Genomic DNA, 11,828 nt, shown 5'->3' on the forward strand with positions numbered 1-11,828 from the left:
GGGGGCACGTGCCCCGGGCCGCCGGTGCTGATCCGTTCGGTTGGCCGCTCGGTGGGGGGCTGGCCGAAGGGCCCCTGGTTGGAGGGACGGGCCCACTTCGACGGGTCCGGGTTCGGTGGTCCTTGTGGGTTCGTCACCCGACCGATTCTGCCCTATCAACCTGAGCAAAGTCCGAGCGGTTGTGCAGGACCGCGATGCTCTTGCGGGCCTCGGCGACCCGGTCGACGTCGATGTCGGCCACCACCAGCTGCGGTTGTGAGCCGGCCGAGGCGACGACGTCACCGAAGGGGGAGACCACCAGGCTGCCGCCGACGCCGGTCGGTGCCCCCGAACCGGATCCGTGGGCGTCACCGGGATCGGCCTGGCCGGCCGCCGCGACGTAGCTCATCGAATCGAGCGCGCGGGCGCGGGCCAGCAGCGTCCATTGGTCGAGTTTGCCGGGACCCGCGCCCCAGGACGCGCCGACGGCGATCACCTGGGCGCCGCGGCGGGCCAGTTCGGTGTACAGCGCCGGAAACCGAATGTCGTAGCAGACGGTCAGCCCGACGTGGATGCCGTCGACCGTGATCACCACCGGGTCGTGTCCCGGCGCGACCGTGCGCGATTCGGTGAAACCGAAGGCGTCGTAGAGGTGGATCTTGTCGTAGTGGGTGTCCGGCCGGCCGGGGTCGTCGGCGCCGGCCGCGAGGAGCGTGTTCTTCACCCGCCCATCGCCGGACGGGGTGAACATGCCGGCGACGACGGCGATGCCGGTGTCGGCCGCGATGCGCCGCACCCCGTCGGCCCAGGGCCCGTCGACCGGCTCGGCGACCGGCCCCAGCGGCACTCCGAACCGGCACATGGTCGCCTCGGGGAACACCACCAGCTTCGCGCCCGCGTCGGCGGCCCGGCGGCTGTATTCGTCCACCAGCTGCAGGTTTGCTGCCGGGTCGGTGCCGCTGAGGATCTGCGCCAAGGCGATTCGCATGAGCGCCAGCTTAGGCCCGGCGACGATGCGCGCCGCTACGGCGGCGGGCGGAGGAGCTGGGCAATGCAGCTTGGGCCCGGCGACGACGCGCGCCGCTACGGCGGCGGGCGGAGGAGCTGGGCAATGCAACTTAGGCGTGGTCGGGACCGAAGGCTCAGGCCGTTTTGGCGATCCACTCCGTGGTGAAGCGCTGCTCGGCGGCGACCAGTTCGGCCAGCCGGGTGCCGATGATGTTCTCCAACTTGCCGCCGATGATCGGCACGCGCACCTGGACGGTGGCGCGGAACGTCAGCCGGGCACCGCCGGTCTCTTCGATGGGCTCCAGGACGGCGGTGCCGGCGAGGTTCACCGGCGCATCCACGATCGATCCCACCACCGACCCCGTCGCCGCCCCGCCGGTGACCGGCCCCCACGTCTCCTCGCGCCGGATGCGCAGGTCACCGCTGTGCAACTGGGTGACCATGCCCGGCAGCTTGTCGCTGCGGATCACCTGCAGCGTGACGACCTCGACGGTGTCCTCGTCCCCGGACTCCCCGCCGACCCGCATCGACTCCAGCGTGGCGAGGTCGACACCGGACCCGGCCAGCCTGGCCCGCCAGTACTCCTCGTCGGTGAAGGCGCGATGAACCTCGTCAACACTGCCGTCGTAATCGGCCGACAAGTCGAATGAACGCGGCATAGCAGGTCAGGCTACCGTTACGGGCCATGAAATCCAGCGGTGCCGGTGCGGAGTCCGCCGGCGCGGCGGTGGCCGACGCGGTGCCACTGGCGCCACTGACCACCCTGCGGGTCGGACCGACCGCGCGCCGCCTGATCACCTGCACCACCAGCGAGCAGGTGGTCGCCACGTTGCGGCAGCTGGACGCCGAAACCGCTGGCGGGCAACGCGACCCGGTGCTGGTCTTCGCCGGCGGCTCCAACCTGGTGATCTCCGACGGCCTGACCGACCTGACCGCGGTGCGGCTGGCCAATGACGGCATCACCGTCGAGGGCAACCTGGTCCGTGCGCAGGCGGGCGCGGTGTGGGACGACGTCGTGCTCACCGCGATCGAGCACGGCCTCGGCGGGCTGGAATGCCTGTCCGGCATCCCCGGCTCGGCCGGGGCCACCCCGGTTCAGAACGTCGGGGCCTACGGCGCCGAGGTCTCCGACACCATCACCCGCGTCCGGGTGCTCGATCGCGCGAGCGGGCAGGTGCGTTGGGTGCCGGGTGACGAGCTGGGCTTCGGCTACCGCACCAGTGTGTTCAAACGCGCCGGCAGTGGACTCGAAATGCCTTCCGTCGTACTGGAAGTGGAGTTCGCGCTGGACGCGTCCGGGCGCAGCGCGCCGCTGCGCTACGGCGAGCTGGCCGCCGAGTTGAACGTGGCCGGCGGCGAGCGCGCCGACCCGCGGGCCGTCCGCGACGCGGTGCTGTCGCTGCGGGCACGCAAGGGCATGGTGCTCGACGCGGCCGACCACGACACCTGGAGCGTGGGCTCCTTCTTCACCAACCCGGTGATCGCCCCGGACGCCTACGAGCGGTTGGCCGCCGCCGTCGACGGGCCGGTGCCGAACTACCCCGCGCCCGACGGCGTCAAGCTGGCCGCCGGCTGGCTGGTGGAGCGGGCCGGATTCGGCAAGGGCTACCCGGATCCGGGCCCGGACGGCCTCGAAAAGCCCTGCCGGCTATCCACCAAGCACGCGCTGGCGCTGACCAACCGCGGCGGCGCCAGCTCACAGGACGTGATAGAGCTGGCTAGAACGATCCGCGACGGCGTCCAGGCTGTGTTTGGCATCACATTGGTCCCCGAGCCCGTCTTGCTCGGCTGCAGGCTGTAGCCGCAAATTTGGCCGACGCGTGCCCGGGCCCGTTTTGTCGTGGCCGGGCTGGCCGATTTTCCCCGGTATCTTTGATTTTCGTGACCCCGTCCAGCGCCCCGCGGCCGTTCAACCGGCGTGCGGCTTTGGCGACCCTGGGACTGGGTGTGTTCGCCCCCAGCGTGTTGGCCGCCTGCGGCGGCACGACGGCCAAACGGGCCGAGAAGAAGGAACAGCCGGCACCGCAGCTCAAGTATCAGCCCGCCAACGCGACCGAGAACGTGGTGCCGATCGCACCGGTCAGCGTCGAGGTGAGCGACGGCTGGTTCCAGCACGTCGCGTTGTCCAATTCGTCGGGCAAGGCCGTCGCGGGCGCCTTCAATCAAGACCGCACCGTCTACACGACCTCCGAGCCGCTCGGCTACGACCAGACGTACACGTGGAGCGGCTCGGCCGTCGGGCACGACGGCAAGGCGATCCCGGTGGCCGGCAAGTTCACCACGGTGTCTCCCACCAAGAAGATCGGGGGCGCCTTCCAGCTCGCCGACGGCCAGACCGTGGGCGTCGCGGCGCCGATCATCATCCAGTTCGACGCGCCGATCACCGATAAGGCCGCCGTCGAAAAGGCGCTCACCGTCACCACGAACCCGCCCGTCGAGGGCAGCTGGGCCTGGCTGCCCGACGAGGCCGCCGGTGCGCGCGCGCACTGGCGGACCCGCGAGTACTACCCCGCGGGCACCACGGTCAACGTCGAGGCCAAGCTGTACGGTCTGCCGTTCGGCGACAGCGCCTACGGCGCCGAGGACATCTCGCTGAACATCCAGATCGGCCGGCGGCAGGTGGTCAAGGCCGAGGTTTCCTCGCACCGTATCCAGGTGATCCGCGACGAGGGCGTCATCATGGACTTCCCGTGCAGCTACGGCGAAGCCGACAAGGCGCGCAACGTCACCCGCAACGGCATCCACGTGGTCAGCGAGAAGTACGCCGACTTCTACATGTCCAACCCGGCGGCCGGCTATAGCCACGTGCACGAGCGCTGGGCGGTCCGGATTTCCAACAATGGCGAGTTCATCCACGCCAACCCGGCCAGCGCCGGCGCGCAGGGCAACACCAACGTCACCAACGGCTGCATCAACCTTTCGACGGGTGACGCCGAGCAATACTTCCAGTCGGCGATGTATGGCGACCCGGTCGAAGTCACCGGCAGCACGATCCAGCTGTCCTACTCCGACGGCGACATCTGGGACTGGGCCGTGGACTGGGACACCTGGGTGGCCATGTCGGCGCTGCCGCCGCCGACCGCGCGCCCGCCGTCAACCCAGATCCCGGTCACCGCGCCGGTCACGCCGTCCAACGCGCCGACCCTGTCCGGCACTCCGACCACGTCGACGTCACCGGCCGGCACCGCTACCCCTGGCGGTTAAAACGGGAGGTCGTCGCCTGATCGCGCGGCTTCATCACGATCAGGTCCAGATCGACGTGCGACGGCCGCGAGGCGACGAATCCGATCACCTCGGCCACATCCTCGGCCACCAGCGGGGTGATGCCGGTGTAGACGGCCTCCGCGCGTTGTTGGTCGCCGTCGAAGCGCACCAACGAGAATTCCGTCTCGACCGCGCCGGGCGCGATCTCGGTCAGCCGCACCGGCTTGCCCAATAGCTCGCCGCGCAGCGTGCGGTGCAGCGCTCCCTGGCCGTGTTTGGCCGCAGTGTAGCCGGCGCCGCCGTCGTAAACCTCAAGTGCCGCAACGGAAGTGACGGTGATGATCAGCCCGTCGCCGGAGTCGATCAGCTTGGGCAACAGCGCGCGGGTGACCCGCAGCGTGCCGATGACGTTGGTCTCCCACATCCATCGCCAGTGCTCGAGGTCGGCGTCGGCGACCGGCGCCAGGCCCCGGGCGCCGCCGGCGTTGTTGACCAGAACGTCGACCCGGTCCACTTTGCTCGCCAATGTTTCAACCGCCGCCTCGTCTGTGACATCGGCCACAATCGCGGTACCGCCGATTTCACTGGCCAGGGCCTGAATCCGGTCGGATCGACGCGCCACCGCGACGACATGAAAGCCCTGCGCAGCCAGGATTCGGGCGGTTGCTGCACCGATCCCCGAGCTGGCCCCGGTGATTACTGCGACTCGTTCATTCCTGCCAGTTTTAACCATCGAAACAACCTTAATGAACGTGCTAGATTTTGCGTGTGCTCCTTAGCGCCCTGTCCAACACCACGACCACCGCGTGTCTTTGCGCGGCGGGTGCGTGTTGTTGCTGCGCACTTTGCCGCTCCTGACCCAGCCAGGTGTGGCCAAGACGGCCAGCAAAATTCGGACAAATAAGGACGCTCGTGCGCACGAATACCCTCACCCATACCCATCATTCGCCCAGCCGTGCCGTCGGGCACCTGCCGGGCCAAAAGGGCCACCGCTCGGTGCGCCGGCAGATCGTGCCGCCGGCGCTGAACATCCCCGACTCGGCGGCGGCCTCCGTCTTCCGGGCCGTCCGGCTGCGCGGCCCCGTCGGCCGCGACGTCATCGCCGGCGTCACCTCGCTGAGCATCGCCACGGTCAACCGTCAGGTCATCGCGCTCCTGGAAGCCGGCCTGCTCCGGGAACGCGCCGACCTCGCCGTCTCCGGCGCCATCGGCCGCCCGCGTGTGCCGGTGGAGGTCAACCACGAACCCTTCGTGACGCTGGGCATCCACATCGGTGCCCGGACCACCAGCATCGTGGCCACCGACCTGTTCGGCCGCACGCTCGACACCGTCGAAACCCCGACCCCGCGTAACCCGGCCGGGCCCGCGCTGGCGACGCTAGCCGACAGCGCCCGCCGCTACCTGCGGCGCTGGCATCGCCGCCGGCCGCTGTGGGTGGGGGTCGCCATCGGTGGCACCGTCGACGGCGCCACCGGCCAGGTGGACCACCCGCGGCTGGGCTGGCGGCAGGCGCCGGTGGGGCAGGTGCTCGCCGACGCCCTGGGCCTGCCGGTATCGGTGGCCTCGCACGTCGACGCGATGGCCGGTGCCGAGCTGCTCCTGGGCATGCGGCGCTTCCTGCCGAGCTCGCCCACCAGCCTGTACGTCTACGCCCGCGAGACCGTTGGCTACGCGCTGGTGATCGGCGGGCGGGTGCACGTGCCGGCCAGCGGACCGGGCACCATCGCGACCTTGCCGGCGCAGTCCGAATTGCTCGGCGGCACCGGCCAGCTGGAGTCCACCGTCAGCGACGAGGCCGTGGTGGCCATCGCCCGCCAGCAGCGCATCCTGCCGTTCGCCCCGACCAACCGCGCCAGCGGCTCCGCCGCCGGCATCTCGGATCTGTTGCGGGTGGCCCGAGCCGGCAACCAGCAGGCCAAGGACCTGCTCGCCGAGCGGGGCCGCGTGCTCGGCGAGGCGGTGGCGTTGCTGCGCGACATGCTCAACCCCGACGAACTGGTGGTCGGCGGCCAGGCCTTCACCGAGTACCCGGAGGCAATGGAGCAGGTCGAGGCGGCGTTCCTGGAACGCTCCGTGCTCGGACCCCGCGACATCCGACTCACCGCCTTCGGCAACCGGGTGCAGGAGGCCGGCGCGGGGACCGTCTCGCTGTCGGGGCTCTACGCCGACCCGCTGGGGGCGATGCGGCGCGCCGGGGCGCTCGATGCCCGGCTGCACGACGTGACTCGCGACGAGTCGTCCGCCTGACACGACGGGTGTGTCCAGCGCGCTTGGGCTGGCCGGCGAACCATCCTGTAAAGATGACAGGGTGCGCCACGATGACGTTTTCCGGCTGAACGAACCGCGCCGGGTCGCAGTGTTGGCGGTCCACACCTCACCACTGGCCCAGCCCGGCACCGGCGACGCCGGCGGGATGAACGTCTACGTGCTGCAAACCGCGTTGCACCTGGCGCGGCGAGGCATCGAGGTGGAGATCTTCACGCGGGCGACCGCCTCGGCCGACCCGCCGGTCGCGCGGGTGGCGCCCGGCGTGCTGGTGCGCAACGTGGTGGCGGGCCCCTTCGAGGGCCTGGACAAATACGACCTGCCCACCCAGCTGTGCGCGTTCGCGGCCGGGGTGTTGCGCGCCGAGGCGTCGCACGAGCCGGGCTATTACGACATCGTGCATTCGCACTACTGGCTGTCCGGTCAGGTCGGTTGGCTGGCCCGCGACCGCTGGGCGGTGCCGCTGGTGCACACCGCGCACACGCTGGCCGCGGTCAAGAACGCGGCGCTGGCCGAGGGGGATTCGCCCGAACCGCCGCTGCGCACGGTCGGCGAGCAACAGGTCGTCGACGAGGCGGACCGATTGATCGTCAACACCGATGACGAAGCCAGGCAACTGATCTCGATTCACCACGCCGACCCGGCCAGGATCGACGTCGTCCATCCCGGGGTGGACCTCGACGTGTTCCGCCCGGGCGATCGCCGGGCCGCCCGGACCGCGCTGGGGCTGCCGCTCGACGAAGACGTCGTGGCGTTCGTCGGCCGGATCCAGCCGCTGAAGGCGCCCGACATCGTGTTGCGCGCCGCGGCGAAACTGCCCGGGGTGCGCATCGTGGTGGCCGGCGGCCCCTCGGGTAGCGGCCTGGCCTCCCCAGACAATTTGGTCCGGCTGGCCGACGAACTCGGCATCACCGAACGCGTGACGTTCCTGCCCCCGCAGTCCCGCCCGAATCTGGCCACATTGTTCCAGGCGGCCAATCTTGTTGCGGTGCCGAGTTATTCAGAGTCGTTCGGTCTGGTCGCCCTCGAGGCGCAGGCCTGTGGGACGCCGGTGGCCGCAGCCGCGGTCGGTGGGCTGCCGGTGGCGGTGCGCGACGGCGTGACCGGCACGCTGGTGGCCGGCCACGACGTCGGGCGGTGGGCGGACGCGCTGGGCCGGCTGCTGCGTTTGCCTGCGCCGCACGCCGATGCGATGGGCCGGGCGGCCGCCGAGCACGCGGCCACGTTTTCCTGGGATCACACCACCGACGCGTTGTTGGCCAGCTACCGCCGCGCGATCCGCGAGTACACGACCGAGCGCCGCGGGGTGGGCGCATGAGCCCATCGGTAAGCCAGGTGATCGAGGATGCCCTGCAGGACAGTGGGTTGAACTACTCGAAACACGCTGGGGCGCATGGCGGTCTGCCCGGTCTGGTGGTGGAACTGCCCGGCGAGCGCAAGCTCAAGACCAACACCATCCTCAGCATCGGCGAGCATTCGGTGCGGGTGGAGGCCTTCGTGTGCCGCAAGCCCGACGAGAACCACGAAGGCGTCTACCGCTTTCTGCTCAAGCGCAACCGCCGCCTCTACGGCGTGGCCTACACGCTCGACAATGTCGGGGACATCTATCTGGTGGGGCGCATGTCGCTGGCTTCGGTGGACGCCGACGAGCTCGACCGGGTGCTCGGACAGGTGCTCGAAGCGGTGGATTCGGACTTCAATACGTTGCTGGAGTTGGGGTTTCGCTCGTCGATCCAGAAGGAGTGGGAGTGGCGGGTGTCGCGCGGTGAGTCGCTGAAGAATCTCGAGGCGTTCGCCCATTTGATCGACGACGACGAAGACGACGATGCAGAGCGCGAAGCGCGATGGTGAGGAGGCGAGCATCGGGGCACGAAGACGACGATGCAGAGCGCGAAGCGCGATGGTGAGGAGGCGAGCATCGGGGCACGAAGACGACGAATAGGGCCGTGAGAGACTGACCGTCATGGGTGACACCGCCACGCTGGTACTGCTTCGCCACGGCGAAAGCGAATGGAATTCGCTGAACCTGTTCACCGGTTGGGTCGACGTCGGCCTCACCGACAAGGGCCGGACCGAGGCCGTGCGCAGCGGCGAGCTGCTGATCGAGAACAACCTGTTGCCCGACGTCCTCTACACGTCGCTGCTGCGCCGGGCCATCTCCACCGCGCATCTCGCGCTGGACGCGGCCGACCGGCTGTGGATCCCGGTGCGGCGCACCTGGCGCCTCAACGAACGCCATTACGGGGCACTGCAGGGGCTGGACAAGGCCGAGACGAAGGCCCGCTACGGCGACGAGCAGTTCATGGCCTGGCGGCGCAGCTACGACACGCCGCCCCCGCCCATCGAGAAGGGCAGCACCTACAGCCAGGACACCGATCCCCGCTACGCCGACATCGGCGGCGGCCCGCTCACCGAGTGCCTGGCCGATGTGGTCGTGCGCTTCCTGCCCTATTTCACCGACGTCATCGTCCCGGATCTGCGCAGCGGCAAGACGGTGCTGATCGTGGCGCACGGCAACTCGCTGCGGGCCCTGGTCAAGCACCTCGATCGGGTGTCCGACGACGAGATCGCCGGGCTCAACATCCCGACCGGCATCCCGCTGCGCTACGACCTGGACGCTGACCTGCGGCCGGTGGTTGCCGGCGGCACCTATCTGGACCCGGAGGCGGCCGCCGCGGGCGCCGCCGCGGTGGCCAACCAAGGGCACGGCTGAGCTGGGCCTGCCCGCGCCGATCCGCGAGATAAAGGCGATTTAGCCAAACATCGCGTGAACGGGAGCGGAACACCTGTTGCGCAAGGTGTGACTTGTCCGATTTTGGCCTCGTTGCGCTAGGGCAGCGTTCAGGAAGATTTGTAGGATTTGCTATGTGACTGTGTTCTCGGCGCTGTTGCTGGCCGGGGTTTTGTCCGCGCTGGCGCTGGCCGCGGGGGTGCTGGTCGGGACCCGGCTGTCACCGCGGGCGGTGCAGCGCCGCCAGCGGGTCGGCACCGAGTGGACCGGGATCACCGTCGCGCAGATGCTGCAACGCATCGTGGCGCTGATGCCGCTGGGCGCGGCGGTGGTGGACGCCCACCGCGACGTCGTCTACCTCAATGAACGGGCCAAGGAGCTAGGCCTGGTGCGCGACCGTCAACTCGATGACCAGGCCTGGGAGGCGGCGCAGCAGGCCCTGACCGGCGTCGACGTCGAATTCGACCTGCAGCCGGCGAAACGGTCGGGTGGCCGGTCGGGGCTCTCGGTGCACGGGCAGGCGCGGTTGCTCAGCGAAGAAGACCGCCGGTTCGCCGTGGTCTTCGCCCACGATCAGTCCGACTACGCGCGGATGGAGGCCACCCGGCGCGACTTCGTGGCCAACGTCAGCCACGAGCTCAAGACCCCGGTGGGCGCCATGGCACTGCTCGCCGAGGCCCTGCTGGCGTCGTCGGACGACTCCGAGACGGTGCGGCGGTTCGCCGAGAAGGTGCTCGTCGAGGCCAACCGGCTCGGCGACATGGTCGCCGAGCTGATCGAGCTGTCCCGGCTGCAGGGCGCCGAACGGCTGCCCAACGTCATCGAGGTCGACGTCGACGAGGTTGTCAGCGAAGCGATTTCGCGGCACAAGGTGGCGGCCGACAACGCCGACATCGAGGTTCGCACGGACGCGCCCAGCGGTTTGCGGGTGCTGGGCGACGAAACGCTGTTGGTCACCGCGTTGGCCAACCTGGTGTCGAACGCCATCGCCTATTCGCCGCCAGGTTCGCCGGTGTCGATCAGCCGCCGTCGCCGCGGGGAGAACATCGAGATCGCGGTGACCGACCGCGGCATCGGGATCGCCCTGGAAGATCAGGAACGGGTTTTCGAGCGGTTCTTCCGCGGGGACAAGGCCCGCTCACGGGCTACCGGCGGCAGCGGGCTGGGCCTAGCCATCGTCAAGCACGTCGCGGCCAACCACAACGGCAGCATCGGCGTGTGGAGCAAGCCGGGCACCGGATCGACGTTCACTCTTTCGATCCCGGCGGCCAGGGTGTCTCATCAAGACGATGGTGAATCCGAGCAATCGCAGGGCCGCGACGTGCGGCCCAACCGCTCACAACGAGAGGAAGAACTAAGTCGATGACCCGCGCGTATGACGATGCAGTGGGGGCACCCCCAGCCGCGCAGCGGCGAGGGGGACGCAGCGATGAGGAGGAATCGCGCCAATGACCAGCGTGCTGATCGTGGAGGACGAGGAGTCGCTGGCCGATCCGCTGGCGTTCCTGCTCCGCAAGGAAGGCTTCGAGGCCACCGTGGTGACCGACGGTTCGGCCGCGCTCGCCGAGTTCGATCGGGGTGGCGCCGACATCGTGCTGCTCGACCTGATGCTGCCCGGGATGTCCGGCACCGACGTCTGTAAGCAGCTGCGCGCGCGGTCCAGCGTGCCGGTGATCATGGTGACCGCCCGCGATAGTGAGATCGACAAGGTCGTCGGCCTCGAGCTGGGCGCCGATGACTATGTGACCAAGCCGTATTCGGCGCGTGAGCTGATCGCGCGCATCCGCGCGGTGTTGCGCCGCGGCGGTGACGACGATTCCGAGATCAGCGATGGCGTGCTCGAGTCCGGCCCGGTGCGGATGGACGTCGAACGTCACGTGGTCTCGGTCAACGGCGACACGATTACGTTGCCGCTCAAGGAGTTTGACCTTCTCGAGTATCTGATGCGCAACAGTGGCCGCGTGCTGACCCGCGGGCAGTTGATCGACCGGGTGTGGGGCGCCGACTACGTCGGTGACACCAAGACGCTCGACGTCCACGTCAAGCGGCTGCGGTCCAAGATCGAAGCCGACCCCGCCAACCCGGTACACCTGGTGACGGTGCGCGGGCTGGGGTACAAGCTCGAAGGTTAGCCCGCCGGTGGCGGACCGTCGGTGTCGAAGACGGTCCGCTCGTCGTCGTTGGCGCTCAACGTGATACGTCGATGCATGTCCGCTGTCATCGGCGGAAGGTCATCGAGGTCGAACCAGGCGGCGGCAGTGCTCTCGTCGTCGGCCGCAAAGGGCTCCCCGGACAGCCACTCCATCCGGAACACGTGATCCAGGTACTGGGCGTGGTCGCCGTTGGCGTGCACGGTCGGCCGGGTCACGTGCACCCACGCCAATCTCGTGGCCCGCGCGCTGACCCCGGTTTCTTCGCGCACTTCCCGAGCCGCGCAGTCGGCCGGATTCTCGCCGGGCTCCACGATCCCGGTCACGGCCGTCCACGCGCCATTGTCGGATCGCTTGACCAGCAACACCTTTCGGCCGCGGATCGTGACGGCGGTGATGCCCGACAACCACAGGGGCGCGTGGCCGATTCGGCGACGAAGCTCGACGATGAAAGCGGGGACCGGCACCCACCGTTCTTAACACACCAGGGG

11 protein-coding genes and 1 pseudogene are annotated in these 11,828 nt (G+C 69.3%); 8 read left to right on the forward strand and 4 right to left on the reverse strand.

Features of this window, described 5'->3' with window-relative positions; genetic code table 11:
- Positions 1–133: 133 nt before the first annotated feature.
- Entirely contained in the window at positions 134–967 is an 834-nt protein-coding gene (locus tag A9W96_RS19790; RefSeq protein WP_067142328.1) for a carbon-nitrogen hydrolase family protein, read from the reverse strand.
- A 154-nt stretch (positions 968–1,121) separates the two neighbouring features.
- Positions 1,122–1,646 carry a DUF2505 domain-containing protein gene (locus A9W96_RS19795; protein ID WP_066881480.1) on the reverse strand — a complete coding sequence of 175 codons (525 nt, stop codon included), beginning with the start codon at positions 1,644–1,646 and terminating at the stop codon, positions 1,122–1,124.
- A 26-nt stretch (positions 1,647–1,672) separates the two neighbouring features.
- On the opposite strand from A9W96_RS19795, the gene A9W96_RS19800 reads away from it, so the two are divergent.
- Both A9W96_RS19800 and A9W96_RS19805 read left to right on the forward strand, forming a co-directional pair.
- Complete coding sequence (locus A9W96_RS19800; protein WP_067142331.1) at positions 1,673–2,788, forward strand: UDP-N-acetylmuramate dehydrogenase; 1,116 nt, start codon at positions 1,673–1,675, stop codon at positions 2,786–2,788.
- Between the two features lie 71 nt (positions 2,789–2,859).
- A complete protein-coding gene (locus A9W96_RS19805; RefSeq protein ID WP_067142334.1) occupies positions 2,860–4,191 on the forward strand; it encodes an Ig-like domain-containing protein in 1,332 nt (443 codons plus the stop codon).
- Here A9W96_RS19805 and A9W96_RS19810 read toward each other — a convergent pair.
- The gene (locus tag A9W96_RS19810) at positions 4,175–4,924 is read right to left on the reverse strand and encodes an SDR family oxidoreductase (protein ID WP_066863007.1); all 750 of its coding nucleotides are present in this window, start codon (positions 4,922–4,924) and stop codon (positions 4,175–4,177) included. The genes A9W96_RS19805 and A9W96_RS19810 overlap by 17 nt on opposite strands.
- Positions 4,925–5,160: 236 nt before the next feature.
- On the opposite strand from A9W96_RS19810, the gene A9W96_RS19815 reads away from it, so the two are divergent.
- From A9W96_RS19815 to regX, 6 genes and pseudogenes are all read left to right on the forward strand, one after another.
- Positions 5,161–6,438, forward strand: coding sequence for an ROK family protein (locus A9W96_RS19815; RefSeq protein WP_197498107.1), 1,278 nt, complete (start codon positions 5,161–5,163; stop codon positions 6,436–6,438).
- Positions 6,439–6,499: 61 nt separating this feature from the next.
- Positions 6,500–7,774: a D-inositol-3-phosphate glycosyltransferase gene (gene mshA, locus A9W96_RS19820; RefSeq protein ID WP_067142337.1), complete on the forward strand. Its 1,275-nt coding sequence runs from the start codon at positions 6,500–6,502 to the stop codon at positions 7,772–7,774.
- Positions 7,771–8,311: pseudogene (locus A9W96_RS19825) on the forward strand (YbjN domain-containing protein); the annotation flags it as partial. The gene mshA and the pseudogene A9W96_RS19825, both read left to right, overlap by 4 nt.
- A gap of 108 nt (positions 8,312–8,419) precedes the next feature.
- A complete protein-coding gene (locus A9W96_RS19830; protein WP_066881489.1) occupies positions 8,420–9,169 on the forward strand; it encodes a phosphoglyceromutase in 750 nt (249 codons plus the stop codon).
- A gap of 154 nt (positions 9,170–9,323) precedes the next feature.
- Positions 9,324–10,553 (forward strand): cell wall metabolism sensor histidine kinase WalK, encoded by a 1,230-nt coding sequence (locus A9W96_RS19835; RefSeq protein ID WP_156753065.1) that lies wholly within the window; start codon positions 9,324–9,326, stop codon positions 10,551–10,553.
- 82 nt (positions 10,554–10,635) lie between these two features.
- A complete protein-coding gene (gene regX, locus A9W96_RS19840) occupies positions 10,636–11,319 on the forward strand; it encodes a two-component sensory transduction protein RegX (protein WP_007768263.1) in 684 nt (227 codons plus the stop codon).
- Here regX and A9W96_RS19845 read toward each other — a convergent pair.
- Positions 11,316–11,804: an NUDIX domain-containing protein gene (locus A9W96_RS19845; RefSeq protein ID WP_067142343.1), complete on the reverse strand. Its 489-nt coding sequence runs from the start codon at positions 11,802–11,804 to the stop codon at positions 11,316–11,318. The genes regX and A9W96_RS19845 overlap by 4 nt on opposite strands.
- Positions 11,805–11,828 lie beyond the last annotated feature (24 nt).

It is taken from the genome of Mycobacterium sp. 1245852.3, from assembly GCF_001669335.1.
Lineage (GTDB): Bacteria > Actinomycetota > Actinomycetes > Mycobacteriales > Mycobacteriaceae > Mycobacterium > Mycobacterium europaeum_A.